Origin of the sequence: Microcoleus sp. PH2017_28_MFU_U_A (genome assembly GCF_020738035.1) — a bacterium.
Lineage (GTDB): Bacteria > Cyanobacteriota > Cyanobacteriia > Cyanobacteriales > Microcoleaceae > Microcoleus.
This window is the reverse complement of the sequence record NZ_JAEQCX010000042.1, coordinates 1-19,609: the sequence shown is the minus strand read 5'-3', so window position 1 is coordinate 19,609 and position 19,609 is coordinate 1. Positions and strand designations below refer to the sequence as shown.

19 protein-coding genes and 1 tRNA gene are annotated in these 19,609 nt (G+C 46.1%); 6 read left to right on the top strand and 14 right to left on the bottom strand.

Annotated features, from left to right (window positions below; genetic code table 11):
- Positions 1-76: 76 nt before the first annotated feature.
- The 3 genes from JGK14_RS09340 to JGK14_RS09330 form a co-directional block, all read right to left on the bottom strand.
- Positions 77-496, bottom strand: coding sequence for a hypothetical protein (locus JGK14_RS09340; protein ID WP_293190896.1), 420 nt, complete (start codon positions 494-496; stop codon positions 77-79).
- Between the two features lie 515 nt (positions 497-1,011).
- Positions 1,012-1,644 (bottom strand): 7-carboxy-7-deazaguanine synthase QueE, encoded by a 633-nt coding sequence (locus tag JGK14_RS09335; protein ID WP_293179937.1) that lies wholly within the window; start codon positions 1,642-1,644, stop codon positions 1,012-1,014.
- A gap of 195 nt (positions 1,645-1,839) precedes the next feature.
- Positions 1,840-2,538, bottom strand: coding sequence for a class I SAM-dependent methyltransferase (locus JGK14_RS09330; protein WP_293204347.1), 699 nt, complete (start codon positions 2,536-2,538; stop codon positions 1,840-1,842).
- Positions 2,539-2,580: 42 nt separating this feature from the next.
- On the opposite strand from JGK14_RS09330, the gene JGK14_RS09325 reads away from it, so the two are divergent.
- From JGK14_RS09325 to JGK14_RS09315, 3 genes are all read left to right on the top strand, one after another.
- On the top strand, positions 2,581-2,736 hold the full coding sequence (locus tag JGK14_RS09325) for a hypothetical protein (RefSeq protein WP_293179943.1): 156 nt from the start codon (positions 2,581-2,583) through the stop codon (positions 2,734-2,736).
- A gap of 697 nt (positions 2,737-3,433) precedes the next feature.
- Entirely contained in the window at positions 3,434-4,204 is a 771-nt protein-coding gene (locus JGK14_RS09320; protein WP_293179946.1) for a hypothetical protein, read from the top strand.
- A 353-nt stretch (positions 4,205-4,557) separates the two neighbouring features.
- The gene (locus tag JGK14_RS09315; protein ID WP_293152017.1) at positions 4,558-4,974 is read left to right on the top strand and encodes a hypothetical protein; all 417 of its coding nucleotides are present in this window, start codon (positions 4,558-4,560) and stop codon (positions 4,972-4,974) included.
- Between the two features lie 488 nt (positions 4,975-5,462).
- On the opposite strand, the gene JGK14_RS09310 is transcribed toward JGK14_RS09315, so the two are convergent.
- The 11 genes from JGK14_RS09310 to JGK14_RS09255 form a co-directional block, all read right to left on the bottom strand.
- Entirely contained in the window at positions 5,463-6,017 is a 555-nt protein-coding gene (locus JGK14_RS09310; RefSeq protein WP_293179952.1) for a cyclic nucleotide-binding domain-containing protein, read from the bottom strand.
- A gap of 336 nt (positions 6,018-6,353) precedes the next feature.
- Complete coding sequence (locus tag JGK14_RS09305) at positions 6,354-7,340, bottom strand: DUF1517 domain-containing protein (protein ID WP_293179955.1); 987 nt, start codon at positions 7,338-7,340, stop codon at positions 6,354-6,356.
- Between the two features lie 190 nt (positions 7,341-7,530).
- A complete protein-coding gene (gene lptC / locus JGK14_RS09300) occupies positions 7,531-8,751 on the bottom strand; it encodes an LPS export ABC transporter periplasmic protein LptC (RefSeq protein WP_293179958.1) in 1,221 nt (406 codons plus the stop codon).
- A gap of 140 nt (positions 8,752-8,891) precedes the next feature.
- Positions 8,892-9,014 (bottom strand): hypothetical protein, encoded by a 123-nt coding sequence (locus tag JGK14_RS09295; RefSeq protein ID WP_325314987.1) that lies wholly within the window; start codon positions 9,012-9,014, stop codon positions 8,892-8,894.
- Positions 9,015-9,024: 10 nt separating this feature from the next.
- Positions 9,025-9,630, bottom strand: a complete 606-nt coding sequence (locus JGK14_RS09290; RefSeq protein ID WP_096831201.1) for a LabA-like NYN domain-containing protein — start codon at positions 9,628-9,630, stop codon at positions 9,025-9,027.
- A 91-nt stretch (positions 9,631-9,721) separates the two neighbouring features.
- A complete protein-coding gene (gene metG / locus JGK14_RS09285; RefSeq protein ID WP_293196950.1) occupies positions 9,722-11,329 on the bottom strand; it encodes a methionine--tRNA ligase in 1,608 nt (535 codons plus the stop codon).
- A gap of 759 nt (positions 11,330-12,088) precedes the next feature.
- A complete protein-coding gene (gene hrcA / locus JGK14_RS09280; RefSeq protein ID WP_293179964.1) occupies positions 12,089-13,186 on the bottom strand; it encodes a heat-inducible transcriptional repressor HrcA in 1,098 nt (365 codons plus the stop codon).
- A 251-nt stretch (positions 13,187-13,437) separates the two neighbouring features.
- The gene (locus JGK14_RS09275; protein WP_293179967.1) at positions 13,438-14,304 is read right to left on the bottom strand and encodes an alpha/beta fold hydrolase; all 867 of its coding nucleotides are present in this window, start codon (positions 14,302-14,304) and stop codon (positions 13,438-13,440) included.
- 265 nt (positions 14,305-14,569) lie between these two features.
- Positions 14,570-15,295, bottom strand: a complete 726-nt coding sequence (locus tag JGK14_RS09270) for a hypothetical protein (RefSeq protein WP_006631881.1) — start codon at positions 15,293-15,295, stop codon at positions 14,570-14,572.
- A gap of 47 nt (positions 15,296-15,342) precedes the next feature.
- On the bottom strand, positions 15,343-16,797 hold the full coding sequence (locus JGK14_RS09265; protein ID WP_442921443.1) for an RNA-guided endonuclease InsQ/TnpB family protein: 1,455 nt from the start codon (positions 16,795-16,797) through the stop codon (positions 15,343-15,345).
- 121 nt (positions 16,798-16,918) lie between these two features.
- Positions 16,919-17,095, bottom strand: a complete 177-nt coding sequence (locus JGK14_RS09255; RefSeq protein WP_293179970.1) for a hypothetical protein — start codon at positions 17,093-17,095, stop codon at positions 16,919-16,921.
- A 247-nt stretch (positions 17,096-17,342) separates the two neighbouring features.
- On the opposite strand from JGK14_RS09255, the gene JGK14_RS09250 reads away from it, so the two are divergent.
- The 3 genes from JGK14_RS09250 (at position 17,343) to JGK14_RS09240 (ending at position 19,223) form a co-directional block, all read left to right on the top strand.
- A complete protein-coding gene (locus JGK14_RS09250; RefSeq protein ID WP_293152075.1) occupies positions 17,343-17,894 on the top strand; it encodes a GNAT family N-acetyltransferase in 552 nt (183 codons plus the stop codon).
- A 232-nt stretch (positions 17,895-18,126) separates the two neighbouring features.
- Positions 18,127-18,200, top strand: a tRNA-Pro gene (locus JGK14_RS09245).
- 153 nt (positions 18,201-18,353) lie between these two features.
- Positions 18,354-19,223, top strand: a complete 870-nt coding sequence (locus JGK14_RS09240) for a Tic22 family protein (protein WP_325314986.1) — start codon at positions 18,354-18,356, stop codon at positions 19,221-19,223.
- The last annotated feature ends 386 nt before the right edge of the window (positions 19,224-19,609 follow it).

Below are 19,609 nucleotides of genomic sequence, written 5' to 3'. Positions count from 1 at the left end.
GAGAATTTAGTTCAAGAAGGATTAAAGTCCTCACTACAAACCTGATTTATGATGAGTCATTAACCGGGAATTATTCTCAGCAATTAAACAAACCTAATATCTCGCGGCAAAAGTGTTTGAGCTTTTCGGCTGATTCCGCAGCGGGCTCAGTTTCACCCACAAAACCCCAATTTTCCACGGTAGAAAAGCGCCACTGTTGACCAGTATGATCGTAACCTGCCGCCTCAACCCCGATCGCCCGCCGAGATCCTTCGACCGGATCTTGGTAAAATCGGATTTGGATTAAGATACTGCGGCTTTGCAACAACCGACTTCTACCGGGAAAATGGAAGCCAATATCGATCGACTCAGGATCGACAAGTTCTCTGGTATCCTGGTCATTCATCCAAGGTTTCAAATCGACTTTCACATCCGGAAAATCTGACTTAAATAAATTAACAACCGCAGCAATTTTGCTAGCTAATTCTATATTTCTGGCTTGTTCGGCAGCGTTCACTCGAAATACTCCTATCAAATACAGTTATTACACATTTAGTTAACAATGTAACTGCATATTGCCTGCTTTAAACGGTAAACTGTGGACTATTTGATAGATTACAGTTCGCGATTGCACGGGTGGCCAGAAACCGGTTTTTTTTACGAAAAGACGTGTTACAGCCGACAATGCAAGTAAAAACCCGGTTTCTTTGGTATTGATGCGTTTAATCTGCTACATTTTCCCAGGTTGAATGAATTTTAGTCGATCGGCACTTCGATCGCAAATTCCGTACCTGGGCCCAACACAGATATGCCCTATGTAGTGGCGATGCGTCACAATCCTTTGTTGAAAGCGACTCGCTGTGCGATTATTGGCTCGTGGCTGGCGTGAAAATGCAGGTGATTGGTGCGAGTCATGCGGAAATGGGTACATTTGCCTTTTGGGATTTTAAAATCCCAAAAACCTTTCGATCCAACTTATTTGCTCGCTACCCCTTGACTTTTCAAGACAGGAACTACAGCATTTTGGGATGTTTATTGAACACCAATAAACTTGTGAGTTTGCAAAGACAACCTGTAACTCGGATGCTGTTTCAATAACTCCAAAATCATCGGAATTGCCCGATCGCGCTTTTCCCACTCCGGCTGCAAATATACAGGAATATTCACATTGTCAGCCAAATATTTTGTGTAAAAATCAACTTCTTCGCCACTGCTAACCACCAACTTAATTTCATTAGCTCTCGTCCAGAAACGGTCTTGCACCGGATATTGAGGATTGACGTGTTCTTTAGGAGAAAGAGTAATCCAAGCCAGCGGCGAAATATCCTGCCAGTAAGCGCCAGAAGTTTCAATATTCACCTGTTTGTCAGTTGCTAACAAAGCTCGCACTAACTCCGGCAAATTCTGGTGAATAAAAGGTTCGCCACCACTAATGACAACCCTCGAAGACTGCAATTGATCTAGCAATTGTGCGATCGACTGTGGCACCGATGGCAAACCTTTGCCACCATTTCCGTAGCCTGTATCGCACCAAGCACACCGCACAGGACAACCAGCTAATCTGATAAAATCAACTAAAGTCCCCGTCCAATAACCTTCACCTTGAACCGTACACTGAAAAGTTTCATGAATCGGTAATTTTATTTGTAAATTCGATCCCTGCATTTTTACCTCAAAGTAATTAATAATACTTGTTATTACTTTTAGTAATTGTAATTTGTCATCGGTAATTGATATAGTCCTGGATGCACCGGTAGGCAGAAACCGGGTTTTTTATGCAAATACTGTATCGCAGCCTTTAATACAGATAACCACCCGGTTTCGAGGAGTCTTAATGAAGTTCCCAGCCACTTGAACTATTTAATTCTGTTCTTCAGGTTCCATCATCGTAGCCCAGCGGCGTTTCAGGGCCAAACTCAACCCGTCACCAATGGGGACAACACTGAGTGTTATTCTCGGATCGTTACGCAACTTGTCGTTGAAACTACGAAGGGCGAGGGTACTTGTGTCTTGTACTTCAGGATCCGCAACTCGTCCAGACCACAGAACGTTGTCAATTACAATTAAACCGCCATTCCGCACCAGTTGGAGCGATCGCTCAAAATAAGCCTCATAATTTTCTTTATCCGCGTCGATGAAGGCAAAATCAAAGGTTCCGGCTTGTCCCTCGGCTATGAGTTTGTCGAGAGTATTTAGTGCTGGGCCCAAATGCAAAGAAATTTTGTTAGCCACACCCGCAGCTTCCCAATACCGTCGCGCGATCGAAGTATATTCCTCGCTGACATCGCAAGCAATAATTTTACCGTTAGAAGGCAGTGCTAAAGCTACACATAGCGAGCTATAACCAGTAAAAACTCCAATTTCTAAGGTTTTTGTCGCTCCCATAAGCTGCACGAGCATCTCCATAAACTGCCCTTGTTCGGGAGCTATTTGCATCATACCCATAGGATGCTTAGCAGTTTCTTTCCGCAGTGAAGCGAGAATATCTGGTTCCCGCAAAGAAATAGATAACAGATAATCGTAAAGTTGATTTTCTAGGCCAAGAGTTGAGTTCGCCATCGGTTTGTCCTTGCTGCTGACTTTTGATTTTACGTGGTAGACGTGCAGTTATTGGAAATTGCAGACGGTAGAGTGAATTTTGGCACCTATTTTGCTGTCGTTTCTCTCAGGGTAAGAGTATCGCCGTCTCGCTTGCAAGAATCTGGTAACTTGCTCTCACGGGCGATCGACCTCCCAATCAGTTTATCTCAGCTATAGGTGATTTAGTCGCCCTGGAAAAGAAAAGAGAACAAAAGGATGGTTTTGAGATTGCTGCATTCCTCGCGCTGCGTAACACTGTGAGTAATGCCAGCTTAACAAAATAATCTAACAATCGGCAAGTTGCCAACCGATACACAATCAGTCATTCCTCATCTCAACTCTCCAACTTGTAGGAGCGCGCCTTGCTCTGAGCGTAGCCTTTCATGAAGTCGAATGATCTCAAATGTCAAATGGTACGATCTGGGGAGAATATAACTTAATTTTGACAACTAATCGCCAATAAATAATTATTTATAATTTGCCCACAACTCACACAAATAAAGTTTAATTTGAGTCTTGTTGATGGCTTATAGCCTGTGTATTCTTCAGGAATCAAACAGGCGCATGGCAATCCTTCTATCCGGGAGGATTACTAATAACTAACAAGTCGGCTAGACCGGGACAATTTTTTAAGTGTCACAGTATATTTATCCACACCTAAACCACCTACCCACAATAAAAACAACATTCTCCTGTTGAAGCAGAACAAGTATTTTGGTGACAAAACCCGGTTTTGGGCAGCCTTTGCCCTGGACTGTTACTAACCACTAACGAACCGGGAACACTCTGACAATTTCTTAACTGTCACAGTTGATTGCTCGACACATAAACAACTTACCCACAATCAAAATAACATTTCGCAAAGGCAATCGCTATGTATTATACTTTTGCAGGTTTCGGTGCTGGTACTGGCCTATTGTTACTGTTAATTTTTGCTATTTTACAATGGCTGCACGTCCCCGCCGGCAGTTTTATAGATTGGGTAATTGCCATTGCTATTTTTGAATGGCTGTTGCTGATAGTTACAGTTCCTTGGAATATCCATTTTGAAGCTAAGGAAGTGTTAGCCCAAGGCGCAGAATCTACTAAAAAAAATATTGCTGTCGATTCCGAACAACTCAAATACGTTACTGTATTAGCTAGCCGATCGCTCTGGGTGGCGATCGCCCTTCACCTGGTTAGCGCGATCGCACTTTATGCCCTATCCGCCACCGGCATTAGCGCTGTTGGCTATCTCAGTTCCGGTGCAGCACTGCTTTTAACTATACTGCGTCCAGCTATCCGAGGTTATCAGTATTTAGCCCAGCGGCTGACAACCATCCGCAGCGAATTTTTCCACCCCCGCGAAGATATTCTCGAACTCCGCAACCGCTTTGCAGAATTAGAATCTACAGTCAAAAATTTGGCCGATCAATTAAATTCAGACGATCCTAATTCGTGGGCGACTCTCCAACAGCGGGAACAACGGGCCACTAGAAGAGAATTAACTAATTTAGCCGCATCTCTAGAAAATTTGCGATCGACAAATCAGGCAGAACACACTAAACTGGCAAGAGATGCCGAAAGTGCGATCGCCCAACTCACCGATGACGGACAATTTCTCAACCACGTCCGCGAAATCATCCGCTTCTTCAAAGAATCGTAAAAGTAGTCAGTAGTCATTAGTCATTAGTCATTAGTCATTAGTCATTAGTTAGTTGCCATGCCCAATTCCCAATTCCCAATTCCCAATTCCCAATTCCCAATTCCCAATTCCCAATTCCCAATTCCCAATTCCCAATTCCCAACCTTTAGATAGATGTCAGAGCCTCGCAGACTGTGAAACTTTTAATTAAAATAGAACTTTATCAGTCTTGAGGAAGACTCAATAAATGTGTTTTAGATAACAGCAAGTTTCAGGAAACTATAACCAAAGATAGTGAGTCAATGAGTTAGCTTAGGCTTAATATTTAAACATAAGCCAAAGACCTTTTTGAAAAGATAACTCAGGAAGAAATCATGACAACTAGCAAATCAACACCGACCGACGAACAAATCGAAGCTAATATGGAAGCCCCCCACTACGATAGGGGCATTACTCCTGCTGAGACAGCAGCGCGGCAAGAACGCGAAGGCTCTAACTTCATGCACACAACCACTGAAGCGAAGCAGCAAAGCGCCAAAACCGACGACCAAACCGATGACGAAAGCATTCACACTACAGATGGTTATACAGTAGACAAGGAAGGTCTGGTTAACAATTACGCGATCGAACCCGAAATGTACATCAACGAACCGGGCGATTTGAGAGCAAAAGAGGAAGCCGAAGCCGCAGAACGCGCTCAAATTCTCGCAGAAATCAAAGATAAAAAAGGTGAGGAAGGAAAACTGACAATGGATGAAGACACCCGCGGCAAAGGCCCAGGAATGATCTAGGTTGTCTGCTTGGTAGTTGCGCTTTGGCGCGCGAGGCTGCAACTGCAAAGCCAAGGGGCAGGTTTTTCTAGATACGGGAATTGTCGATCTTTTCGGTAAAACCAGCCTCTATTTTGCTTTCGACTGATGTTTTGATAATATACCTCTTGCAAAAATACCTACGACGGGCGGGACGCCCATCCCACAACTTTTTTTCTTGTGGGATGGGCGTCCCGCCCGTCGTAAAATTTCATTAAAAGGACTTTTGCAATTCAGGTCTAATTTAGGACTTAATATTATCCTCCGTCAATTACCTCCAATAAAAACAGCTCGAGCGCGATCGCTTCAGTCAAGCGTCATGGATGAGGGCTGAAGCCCTCACTACAAACCAATATTGTATTCGGAGATGATATTACGCACGGGTGGTTAAAAAACCCGGTTTCTTGAGCAGGAGTGCTTCTGTTTTGAGAGTTGAAAATTTACCTCAATGCCGATCGCATTAAAATTAATCAAGCCCTCACATTCTCCCTCAGCCAATTAAACTTTGCTTGAGCTAGCGCCAAATTTTCCAGGACGTTCGGATTAATATCCTCCCGATCTAATTCTTGCTGCTCCAATTCTATATTGCGACCGTATTCTATATGTCGGATCGTACCGCGCATCCGGTCTGCCAGACACAGCGAAATTCCATAATAAAATCTGGAAGCAAAACCCATATCATGTTGAAGTTTGACGACTAGCTGCCTTCGGGGAATTACCAACAAGTGAGTTTCTTCGATCGCCATCACCGTGGCCAAAGGAGGGCGTGCGTCAATGAAAGAAACTTCTCCCACAAGTTCTCCGCTACCTATTTTAGCGAGTTCTTTGCTCTGCTCAGCCTCGATCCAAACGCTCATACTCCCCTTCAAAACAATGTAGAGGGCATCGTGCTGTCTCCCTTCATGGATCAAAATCTCGCCCGGTTCGAGAATTTCTTTTTTCCCTTTTTGAACGATCCAGTCGATATCGTCATTATTTAACTGGCTCAAAATAAAAAGCGCTTTTTTTCTACTGCTGTCGGCCATAACTTTAGCTCCCGATCGCTTATTTATATTAAATTTAGAGGGCGCGCGGTCGCAACTTCTTCCTAAGCAGTCACTCCTCGCTGAATACAGTTTTTTTATCCTGCCTAACTGCTTGGCAAAATCCTATTAGGGCAGACATTCCCAATATTCACAGATGAACCAGGCTGAATCATAATCTCTCAATACTAGCATTCGTTGAACAATCTTTTTTAAATCGATCGGCATTCCCAAAAATCCTGCTTCATCTCCGTCTTAAAACCAACCCGGTTCTCCCCCACAGCATGGGTGCGGCAGGGGGCGCGGGAGACAGTGCTCCGCGCCCCATCTGCTGTATCGCTAAATCGATCGCAAATCAGGATAGCCAGCCAACATATCATCAGCAGTCAGAGTGTCGCCGTTAGCTTGAGGAGTCCACAGCACCTCAACCGCCAGCAACTGCTCGCTCGATACTCCCCCAATTTGGCGCAAAGCTTGGCGCAAATCTTCAGAGTTTTTCACTGCTGGCAATTGCAACTTGCCCTGAGTACCGACAATCACCGTTACCACAATAAATTCACCGGGCTCTGAATTCAAATCAGAACCAACTAGGGCGCCGTTTTCCTGCACAACTGGCAGGTTATTGCTGCTCCCTGCTTGCCGGAGCTGGTTGTTATAATTCGAGAGCGTTTCTTCAGTAAACTTACTGCGTTCTGCCAAAGAAAACTGGTTAAATTTAGCTTCGGCTGCTTCCAAGCGAGTTTGCACAGAGTCAGCGCCCGCGTAAACCCAATATTCAGGATGCCGCAGCATCGCCAGAGTAGATTCTTGCAGCACTTGAGCGCGGCCGATCGCTGTATCGGTATTCGCTTTGCGCGCTAGCGCGTCGAGTTCGGCTTGCAAACCGCGGGCTTCTGCTAGCAAACCAACTTGCAAGCGTGCCACAGATACCGTGGTAGTAGGCGCGCTGTTGCCGAGTTCGTCAGTTGAATCCCCAGCGCGGCGGAAGCTTTGCACGAGGAAATTGGCGATCGAAATAAAAATCAAAATCGAAAACAGGCCGCCAAATCCGCCCCCAAAGCCAAAAAACGGCAGCAAGAATGGGAAACCGAAACCGCCACCAAAACCGCCGCGATAGCCACCACCGTACCCACCAGACGGCGCGTAAGTGCTAGTCGGAGACGAGTAACTGCGCGCCGGAGCTCTAAAAGATCCGCCCCCCATCCGTCCTCCGCTGCGAGCAGCCAGAGCTCCGTCAGCGTTACCGAGGGCTAGCGTCAGTACCAGACCGATCGCAAATAGTGATTTCAAAAGCGGTTTGATCTTTGAAATTAGTTGCTTGTACATAAGACCGTTACTATTCGATACACTTTTAATTTACAGTCTATCCTCGCTTATGGGCAGCCCGGTTGCAGGTGTGCAGCGTGCGAGATATCCGTACCAACCGATCCCAGCACCCCGAGAGAAGCAGAAAGGCTAGAGTCCAAAGCTACCGCCTGCCACCTCAGATGACCCATAATTAATTGTCAAAACAATCCTATCTACTGTCCAAAATTCCCTTATTCTCATCCGGCACAAATTCCGTCACCACTTGGCCGCCGGCACCGTCACCTTTGACAATCACAGTTTGATTTTTTAACTCTCCCGCCGCCCTCGGCCCAGTCAAATTAAACACCGGATTTAATTGCTTGTAAACCACATTTCCTTCGGCGTCGAAGGTCTGGTTACTTAAATACCACGTTACGCGATCGGTATTTAATTGAGATTCACGTTTTTCCCCGATTCCTACCACATTTCCCGTCAAATAAAAAATCTTTTTATCTAAATCTCCCCGCCCAGTATCCCCGGTCATCGTCACCTTTTCCACGCGGTGAAAAATCTTCACATGCCCGGGCGATATCACATATTGAGCCGGAAAATTCCAACTCATCAAACTGCTTTCTATTTGCAGCGGCGGGTCTGATGGCATCAATTGAGCGTTTTGGGTTAGCGTGGCAATTTTGGTTTTTAAGTCTACATCTACCTTGTCGGCAAAACCGCTGTCTGTTACTTTTTTATCTTTATATCTGTCAAGTTGAGTCGGTTGGTCGCTGTGTACCTTTTGTTGCTCCACAAACCAAACTAAATGTTCGGTTCGCAATTGCAAAATTGGATCTTTAACATTCGCCACCACAGATCCGAATAACTCCATCCTCTTAGCCCTGCTGAAAATCCGCGCTTCCTTCGCTGAAACAGTCACCTGTTTGTTCTGTCCAGTCAAATTATTGCGAACAACTAAAACATCTTCCTTCGGGCGCCACTCTAACTCATTTCCTCGCAATACCACGCCATTTTTGAGATCGGTAGCGACTATGTTACCTTTGAGAAAAACCTGATTTCCTTCCTGAAATACCTGCCCGGTTTCTCCCTGAATATCATAAATTTCTTTGCCGTCCTGAAACAATTTGCCCACAGGTTTCTGAACGTTAACTATTTTTTGGTCTTTGCTGTAAACCGCATTTTTCGATTTTACTTTCCAGAACGTCTCACCCTTTTCGTTTGCTTGTTCTAGGGTTACTTTGTTCAAAGTTAAAGTGCTATTTGACTGCTGAGCTGTTTTGATATCCTCAGCTAATTTGTTCTTTTGAGTCTCTTGGGGAGCCGCACAAGCATTAATCCCCAAAATCATTGCTGCTAACAATAGCGACATTGATTTTGGGGATTGGAAATTGGTAATTTGGGATTTGAGATTAATCATTGGTAATCGATAATTGGGCATTGGGCAAACAGGGCATTGGCCAAACAGGGCATTGATAATTGGTAATTGGCCAAACAGGGCATTGATAATTGGTAATTGGCTAATTAAAAACACTAATCAAAAATCTGTCATACTTGAGCTAAATTTTTAACTTCTAATTTTCAATTATTCAACCCATCAGCTATTACCCCATTCCCTATTACCCATTCCCCATTCCCCATTCCCCATTCCCCATTCCCCATTCCCCATTCCCCATTCCCCATTCCCCATTCCCCATTCCCCATTCCCCATTCCCTATCTGTCGTCGTGTTCGTCCATCAAGCTCAAACCCGACAACGGGCGGTAGGCATAATTAGGACGCGAAGTTTTTTGGATGTCGTCTTTAATCATTTCCAAATCGATATAGCGATCGGCTACATTAATCAAACTGTCACTGGTCATCGATCGCAAACTCACCACCTCAACCCGCACGCCGCGATAGCTCACAGCATCCACAGCATAGGCCAAATCACCGTCGCCGCTCACCAAAACAGCCGTGTCGTAGGAACCGACCAACGCCATCATGTCTACAGCGATTTCTACATCCAAATTCGCCTTCTTAGAACCGTCGGGTAACTGTACCAAATCCTTAGAAATCACGCGATAGCCGTTGCGGCGCATCCACAGCAAAAACCCCTGCTGTTTTTCGTTCGTGCGATCGACACCCGTGTAGAAAAAAGAGCGCAACAGCCGCGATCCCGCAGTTAAACGACACAATAGCTTAGTGTAATCAATCTCAATTCCCAATTGCAAAGCCGCGTAAAAAAGATTAGATCCGTCAATAAAAATTGCCACTCGACCGCGATTTTCCAGAACCTGTTCCGGCGTAAAAAGGTCGTTGCTTTCTATTCTATTCAACATGATTGTTATGCCTCAAATTTTATGAAAGATTGGTAAGGAAATTAAGTGCTAATTCATAATCTGTCATAGCACCCCGATCGCAGGCTGCCGACTATGACGCTACTGTTTCCAGCAGTTCCAGCCGCTTAAACACTGGTTGGGGTTCCCCCAGAGTTTGGTTTGCAGGCAAAGCGCCCCAGGCAGCATGAACTGCAAAAGTCGCTAAACTGTTAACTGCAACCCGATCGTTAAAGTCAATTGAAAAACCTAGCTGCTGATAGATAGCACTGCTGATATTGGGAATAATCGGCGATAAAAGGTAAGATGCTAGTCTAACAGATTCCAGAACAGAATATAGCACTTGTTGAACACTTTCGAGCTGTCCTTGCTTGTACAAACTCCAAGGTGCTTGTACGTCAATAAACTTGTTACCGGCTCGAACTAATGCAAGCACAGCTTCGCAAGCCTTGCTAAAAGCTAACTCTTCGTAAAAACCCGCCACTCGATCGCCCAAATCCAGGCTCATACCCTTGAGAAGGTTGTCGCCGGAAATACTTTCCCCAGACACATTTGGCACGCAGCCACCGCAATATTTGCGAGCCATGTTTAAGGTGCGGTTAAGCAAATTTCCCAAATCATTTGCTAGCTCAGCATTCAATATATTGATAAACCGAGTTTCGTTAAAATCGCCGTCCTCTCCAAATTCAATTTCTTTGAGGAAATAGTAACGAACTGCATCAGCGCCGTATTTATTCACCAATTCGACTGGGTTTAAAGTATTTCCCTCCGTTTTTCCCATTTTTTTGCCGTCTTTGGTCAAAAAACCGTGAGCGAAGACGCGGCCAGGTACGGACATACCCGCGGACATCAGCATTGCCGGCCAATAAACTGCGTGGAAGCGGAGAATATCTTTGCCGATCAAGTGCAGGTCAATCGGCCACCATTTAGATAAAGCATTCTCTAACAATGGGTCGCTGTCCGGATCGAGCAGAGCCGTGATGTATCCCAGCAAAGCGTCAAACCAGACGTAAATGGTGTGGCCCGGATCAACTGGTATTGGCAGGCCCCATTCCAGATTCACCCGAGAAATCGAAAAGTCTTGGAGTCCGGAGTTGACGAAGCTGAGCACTTCGTTACGCCGACTTTCCGGCGCGATAAAGTTGGGACGTTCTGCGTACAATGCCAGCAGTTGGTCTTGATAGCGCGACAGGCGGAAAAAGTAATTTTCTTCGTCGCGCCACTCCACTTCCTTGCTGGTGTGGACGGAACAGCGATTTCCGGGGAGCAAATCGCGTTCATCTTTGAATTCTTCGCAGGAGACGCAGTACCAGCCTTGTTGCTGGTTCAAGTAGATATCGCCGGAGTTCCAGACGCGCTGGAAAAATTCTTTGACAATGTACTCGTGGCGTCGCGAAGTTGTGCGGATAAAGCGATCGTAATGGATAGAGAGTTGCTCCCACAGCGCCTCAAACCCGGGAACTACTAAATCGCAGTGAGCTTGGGGCGATCGTCCCAAACTGCTTGCCGTGCGCTGAATTTTCTGCCCGTGTTCGTCGGTTCCGGTAACCAACAACACTGATTTGCCCCGCAGCCGCTCAAATCTGGCTAGGGCATCGGCTGCCATAGTCGTGTAAGCGCTGCCAACGTGAGGCAAATCATTGACATAATACAGAGGCGTTGTTATGGCAAAGGTATTCTTAGTTATATCGGTCGATTTCATTGAATGGTAAAAGAAAATTCCCTAAATTTAATTTCGATCTTAACTCAGCGCTTCAATCTTTTCTGGAGTGGCATTCAAGCCAAAATTGCTGCAACTTGTGGGCAATTGTTTAACCCGGGCTATTCCCAAAAGAAATATAGCTTTCCTCTCAAGACTAATCTTTTTTAGATCTTTTTGACGAACTCTCTAAAATGTCTTAAGATTTTGATATTTTGCTGCCTTGGGGGCCCATAGAAGTGCAGATCCCGGGTCTTCAATTCATTTCTCGCAGGCACTATCCTGGAGTGCGCGGGATCGCCAACTGGATAGTGCCGACAAAACTCCTTGCTTAGCTTGCTGAAAGCAACCGAGCGACTGGCGCTCCGCCAGCGCTTCCTGTAAATGGGCGATCGGGGTTCACTGGCTGTGTCAAACCCGATCGCCCGCAACTCCTGCCAGTTTCCGAGTTACTCGTAGAAGCAGCAACCGGGTTGTTTGCGAAAATCTCTATTGAACGATGCTTTGGTTTCTTGCCCCATCTGGTTTTTGAAGAGGGCGAAGCATGACCGCATATAAGTTATTAGTTATAATCTTATATTCACTGCGGTCATGCTTCGCCCCTACAAACATATTTGCCTTGCACAGGTCGCTGCACCCAAGCAAATGTTTATTGACAAAAAAATGGTTTTTTTAATGTTGCCACTACATCCGGCAAACACAATTAAACCCCAAGCCAGTTAGGCTTGGGGCTATCTAAATTATGGTAAATATAACAATATGTTATCCTTCGGGAAAATTCACTCGATTTCCGCCAATAGCTTCGGACAAATAATCCGCCGCAGCTTCCACCACCGCGATCGCATTTTCGTAAACCATCCGCGTCGGTCCCAAAACCCCAACACTACCCACTGGCATTGATCCCCGGCGGTAAGTCGAAGAAATCAGAGTACAGCCGCGAATTGGTTCTAACGAATTTTCTGAACCAATACGCACCGTTACCCGTTTCCCAGGCGAGTCCAAATCAGGCGATTCAAAAATCAAAGGCCAAAGCAGTTCCTGTTCTTGTTCGAGCAGTTGCACCAGGGTTTGAACTTGCTGCAACTGCGAAAACTCTGGCAAGCGCAGCGCTTCTGCCAAACCGCCGATCAGAATCCGCGTGTAGGTTGGATTGCTTTGACGGCTGCTCAATGCAGCCAGCATGGTTTCCATCCACTCCGCGTACAGTTCAAAGTCCCGGTCTAACTCGCTCCAGTCTACAGCGGAGAGTTCCGAGAGCGATCGTCCGCGTAACTTGCTGTTCAAAAAATTGGACAAAATCTGCAATTCGCGATCGACAATTTCAACATCAGGCCAATTACCTTCTGCGCCCTTCGGCAACTGTACTAACACCGAATGAGTTTCGTAGGCATCCGTCACCACGATCAGCATCACCTTACCCGCCTCTAGCTGCACCAGTTGCAAGTGTCGCAAGCAAGCCATATTGGTTTGCGGTATGGTAATCATGGCAATATAACCGCTGATCGTTGCCAGAATTTTAGCAGCGCCGCGGAGTGCCCCATCCATGCGACCATCCGACCAATTGAGTTGATCCAGTACCTGTTCCACCTTACGGGCCAGCGTATCAGACGGCTGAATCAACTGGTCTACATAAATTCTGTAGCCGGAGTCAGAGGGGACTCGTCCGGCAGAAGTGTGGGGCTGATATAGCAGTCCAGCTTTTTCAAGAGTCCCCATCGCATTGCGAATGGTAGCTGGGCTGACGCTGAGGTTGTATTCGTCAACCAAAGCTTTTGAGCCAACGGGTTCCGCTGTTGCTATGTAGTGGCGAACCGTTGCCCAAAGGATGTGTTGTTGCCGATCGGTGAGGTTAACGCGCACAAATAATATTTAAGCAGAGTAAGATTTTAGAGTTGAAAGCCATTGAAAAGCTTTGTCCGAAAAGGGCGATCGGACAGACTTATCTACTTAAACATAACAGATTTTAGGTTAAGGAAGAAGTCAGTTGTTACTGGTTATTGGTTATTGGTTATTGGTTATTGGTTATTGGTTATTGGTTATTGGTAAGTTCTAATGCCCCATGCCCCATGCCCTGGGAAGGCCCATGCCCCATGCCCCATGCCCCATGCCCTTTAAGTGTGTTCTTTCAGAATATTTTGTAGGTAACTAGCCACTGCATCTGGCTGTTCCACCATTGCCAAATGGCCGCAATCGGGAAGCTGAAGCACATTTTCGCCACAACCTTGGAACATCCAGTGAAAGCTAGCCAAATGCAGCACGTATTTTGGTTCCATAATTTTGTCTTTAGTGCCGGCAATAAAATACACGGGCTGCTTGAGTCGGGAAACTATTTGTGGCAACAGGTGAATCTCGGCTTCTGTGGTGGAGTCCAACAAAGCCCCCAAAGCTGCATCTGGATGGGCTGCCACGAAATCTCTCAAGCGCTGCCGTCCCCACGATCGCCCGATCGAGCGATCGACAGAATCGCGGGCAAACACCAAATCTGCTAGTGGCAAATGAGGCAGCCAGCGGGGACGCATTTTTACTAGCTGTGTGCCGACGGCTCGAAATCGCTCGAATTCTTCCTTTAGATAGATGCCGCCGCCTGCATTAATACAGAGAACACCTTTAATACGATCGCACAATTGGCTGGCTCCCCAAAGAGCGATCGTACCGCCGAGAGAGTGTCCCACCAGCCAAGCACTAGAAATATCCAGTTTTTTGAGTAAAATTTCCAAATCGCGAGCGTAGGCTGCGGGAGTGTAGGAACTTAGCGATTCTCCTCGCTCGCGACTATCATCGCCGTCGGATTGAGAATCGCCAAACCCTCGCAAATCGTAAGTCAGGCACTGATAGCTGGGTGCCAAGCGATCGGTCAGAGGTTGCCAGTAGCGGCGGCTTAACAGCCAGCCGTGGACAAATACCAGAACCGGGGAAGTTGGAGTGGGAGCCGTCAAATCGCAAGCGTGCCGAACCCCTAGGATGTCGATGGTTGCCATAATTTTATCCTATCGCGAAATCAAGACAGAGGGATCGGCAGTTACACTCCGGGCGATCGGCTCAGTTTAACTTTCTCTCGATGAATATCAGGTTTTGAGCAAAAACCCAGTTTCTGAACGCAAGAGAAATGGAAGTCGGAAGTAGAAATCACAAAGAAGTAATAAAATCAAGGGTTTCAGGAATTAAGAACGTCCTTAAGCTCGATCTGATAGCTCCGAAACGTTGTTGTGATAAACCGGCTTTCACCAGCGTCAGGCGCTATTCCTAAAACCGCTCGCCCAACAATCTTTGTCGCACCCCCTCAGCGATTTTCTGCCCCAGATACTCAGGAATCAAACTTTCATTGGGGCCCAACAAGTAGAGAATCAAGCGAGTTCGCCCCCGCCAAACCAATAAATTTGCATTCACCACCAACAAATCCTCTTGCCAGATGGCATACATAACCTTGTAAAAAAGTCCAGGCTGGTTGTCTGCTTCAATCAGCAAAGCCGGCAAGTGGAAAACCGGATCGACGTAAAATTCAGTAGCCACATCCTCCAAACCCGCATCTAAATTAAATTCCACAGCCAACATCTCTTCCACCTCAAAATGCCCCGCCAAGGCCTCTCGAACCGCCCTACAGACGTTTTCGGCTGTTTTATCTGCCAGTACCTTGCCACCGCGAGATACCACCAATTTGATAAATACCAGCATCGGCGGGTAAATTTGACCGTAGAGACTGAGACTGTGAATCGTCAGCCCGTAGGCAGCCAGCACACCGAAAATGTCGCTCAGTAGGAAAGACTGGTTCCGGTAAGCAAAATGCAGGGCACTTTTGTTACCTTCGGCTCTTATTTCGATGACGGCTTGCCGAGTTTTGTAAAGTTGGTAAGCTAATTTGAGGTTTTGCAGTTGGATTTCGCTGCTGACAAATTGCTCGTAAAACTGTGGAAACGCTCGGTTAAAGCGCTTGAGAAGTTCTAGTGTAGATGGTTTTAAACCCGAAGCCATAATTGAGGGGAAGGTGCGGGAGATATACTAGGTATTGACTGATACATTTACGCGACACTTGCCCGGCTATTACCGGACAAAGTAACGAGAGCACTATCACCCTCATAGGAGATAGAGGCGGTATCCCGCAAAGCTTTCAGTAATATACCAAAAGCGCCATTGTAATCTCGTGGGATTGAACAGCCACATTCAGGACAAGTAAACACTTTAGAACCACCTAGCTTTTGATGTACGTGACCGCAATGGGTACAAGTTTTAGACGTGTATTCTTCAGTGACATCAATCACATTGACATTTCTAACATTTGCCTGATGTTTGATGGTTTGTTTGAATCTGTAATGCGCCCATGTCAACATGGCTCTAGCAGTTTTTGAACGAATCTTTCTTCGTGCTTTGGCGACCATTTGGGAAGACTCAAAAGTCGGAAGAAATATGACTCTATAGTTGCTAGTTAAATAGCAAGCGGTTTGTTTCTGGCATTCGTCTACTAAATTACGAATGCGTATTCTCATACGGTGAGCCGCTTGTCTCATTCGTTTTCGGCGCTGTTTCGTAGCTTGAGACATTCGGCTCATTAGGTTATCTAGGTGTTGACAGAGACGAGCTATTCGCCCCATGTCACCACCTCCAAACTCAAGGAATTTATTGCCATCAAACCCGGTCATAAATGTTCTTACGCCGGGATCTAATGCAATAATTCCTGTTGCGTCCGTAGGCTCTGCGGTAACTGACAGAGGAAACACTGCAAACCAACGACCCTTGCAGTATACCAACTGAGTACCTCGATCGCACTCAGGAATTATCTCAGAAGTATGATAGGTTAATCCTTTGGTTAAGGAAGGATACCAAGTGCCTTTTTTGAAGTTTGAATCGTTAAACTTTATGGTTTGAGAGTAATCTCTGATGCTACGGAACTTGGCGTCTGAACTTGCCTTAAATGCTCGGTGAGCATCAAAAATAGCATTCTGTCTGATATGACAAGGCGTTTCTTTTACCCATTCTGGTAAATCGCCTCGCATAACTTCGTTACGCAACTGCAACTTACTTAAGGGCTTTTTGCGCTGCATTGCTATTGCTTGGTTGAAACAATAACGACAGGCTGCTAGCCATTTACGCCAGACTTTATTTAATTCCTGACTGGGATAAATCCTGAGCTTGTGAGATTTGAGTTTTATACTGTCGCCGTCCGTACAATCTACTACTCGATCGGTGGAGGACTGCAAGCACGTCTTCAAGCATTTTTTGTTCTGGACTAAGGTTTGTTTTACCCGGTACCAGGAGTTTACACCAGTTTTGCTCGCTGTTCCATTGGCATTGGTCAAAGCCTCTTCTTGCCAATCGGTTTTTGTGGGCAACGACAACCATTCGGACATCTCATGAGAAAATTCGTTCCAATAGGGGAAGAAGCTTTTGGATTTTTCACTGGCTTTGTTCCCAACATCGGAGATTTCTTTCGTTGACTCCAAGGATGAATGATGGTGAGAGTGGGACGTACTTGACAATAGTTTTTTCCTCAACTCTTGTTTGATTGTATCAGATTGTCCCGTAATGTCCGGCAAATTTGTTATTTAGTTAGTCCTCCCATGCCTTATGGCAATGGGATTTTCGATTTGACGATTCGACTTAAATTTCGCCCGTCTCCTCACTAAAAACAAAAATCAAATCTGTCTGGGAATATCTAACTAGAATGTCACGGTTGTGCCATTCCATTAGCATTTTCCACCAAGTATATGAGTTCCGACGCGATCGGCGGTACTCAAAAGAAGCAATTCCTAAAATGCCTCTGTCCTGGTTGGGCAACAAATTTTACCTTAACACTGGGTTGTCCTGGCACAGGCTAGGAGAACAGTTCTACCAAACTTGACGAGAAGCAAAAAAGCACAGAGTCAATGTTGGACGACAAATCCCTGTTTTCGGCGTAAGATGAGTGTACCGTAAACTGTTCCTCAAGAGGCTACCCGCAGTTCATCCCACGCCGATCGGAGTGGGTTTATCTATCGGGCTCTCTTTCACGTCGTCCAACTTCTACTACCTTAACCGCGCCTGCATGGGTTTTTGGAAAAACTTATTTAGTAGTTCTGAGTCTGCCTCTGTACCCCAAACAGCGGAATTTGAGGAAGATGTGGCTCTTGGGTTAGGCGATCCGCTTTCCCCAATGTTTCGCAAACCCGCCAGCGGCAACGCTCGCATCTTTTTTAGTTGCGATCGGGACATTGACCTCTACGAACTCGAAGAACTTTGTAATGCAGTGGGTTGGTCCCGCCGTCCCCTGCGTAAAGTCAAAAAAGCTATTGTGCACAGCTTCCTAGTCGTCTCTATGTGGGAGATACGGGGCAGCCAGCGACGGCTGGTCGGTTTCGCCAGAGCGACTTCAGACCATGCTTTTAATGCCACGCTTTGGGATGTGGTAGTTCATCCTGATTACCAGGGTAAAGGCATGGGCAAGGCACTGATGAAATACATCATTAAAAAACTCCGCAGTGAAGACATCAGCAACATTACCTTATTTGCTGACCCTCAGGTGGTGGATTTTTACCGAAATTTGGGCTTTATGTCCGATCCAGAGGGCATTAAAGGTATGTTTTGGTATCCAGATTAGCTCGTCCGGTGGAGGTCAGCATTGATTTGTTGAATAAATCCAATATTCAAGCTGTCAAACACCTCACAAGCCTGTGGGCTGCGGTCAGTTACGCTTTTATGTATCCCCGCAGCTTGTCAAGCCCCACAACCTTAAAAAAACTTCGACGTAGCTGCATCGAAAGCTAAAATTAAAAAAAAGCTTGACAAGCAGGTGGTTTTCTGCGTTAATGGTTAAGAGATAGCCAATACACCGGGATGTAGCGCAGCTTGGTAGCGCGCCTGCTTTGGGAGCAGGATGTCGCAGGTTCAAATCCTGTCATCCCGATCGCACAATTTTAAATAATAGATTCAAGCACAAACTGCGGCTGAGGTTTACATTTGTTGAAAATGCCAACCGATTGAGGTAGTTTTTGCCGATCGTGTCAAGGAGCCAGTCTTTGCGTTAATGTGTTTCAGGATCGCTCGGGAGTGGAAAAACATGAAATCATTAGTTCGTTTAGGCGCAATATTGGGGATTGTGGGCTGCACTCTGCTCGGCCCCTCGCCCATTGCCAAGATGTCTGCACTCGCATTGCCAGTGCCACAAGTTGTAGAAAAGTTAAGCCCGGTGCCGGTATTTACGATTACAGACGGTCAGAATGCGTTCTTCATCACTACTGTTCCCAAGCAAGGTCAGGGTCAAACTGGTAATGCTTCGGTAGCCAGAATTTTCATCAGCCAGAAAGATGCTCAAGCTTTTGTCGATCAACTGAAAACGGGAAATCCTCAGTTGGCGGCTTCGGCGCGCGTGACACCGGTGTCACTGGGGGAAATTTATCGGCTGGCTCAAGAAAATAAAGGCAAGCCGGATCAGGTGCTGTTTGCTTTTATTCCAGCAGCGCAGCAGGTACAGTCGGCGAAAACTATTCTTCAGCAGACTGGGCAACAAGTTAACGAGTTAAACGGTGTACCTCTGTTTTTGGCGAGAGGTGGCCCGGAAAATGGTTATCTGACGATTCAACGGGGCGGTAAAGAAGAGCTTCCTCTGTTTTTTAATAAGGAGGACTTGCAGGAAATGGTCGAACGTTTTAAGCAGCAGCAGCCGAACGTGACTGCCACAATCAAGATTGAGGTGGCGAACTTGGAGAGGATTTTGGAGGCTTTGGGTACTGAAAATGACCCGTCTTTGAGCCAAATGATTTTAATTCCGTCGCGGGAATCATTAGAATATCTGCGATCGCGCCAACCGGCTGGTGCTGGCAACCAAAATCCACAGGCGGCTCCATCTCCAGCCCCAGCTCGACCGGCTGCATCTCCAGCTCCAGCTCGACCGGCTGCATCTCCAGCTCCAGCTCGACCGGCTCGCTAATAGTCAGTAGTCAGTAGTCATTGGTCATTAGTTAGCAGTCATTAGTCATTAGTCATTGGTCATTGGTCATTAGTCATCTTGCCCGCTCGCGAAGCCGAAGGGTACTCATTGGTCATTAGTCATTAGTTACAGACAAGATTTACTCAAAAATTGGTTTCATGTGCTACTTATAGTAGCGGTAAGGTGCGCTGTGGATGGAACCCTACATAATTAGGTTTTGCGTTCGGGACTAAGTTGGTAGGTTGGATTGTTGCATTTCTCGACTCAACCTACTATTTATCAATTCTCAATTACCAATTACCAATTACCAATTACCAATTACCAATTACCAATTACCAATTACCAATTACCAATTACCAATTACCAATTACCAATTACCAATTACC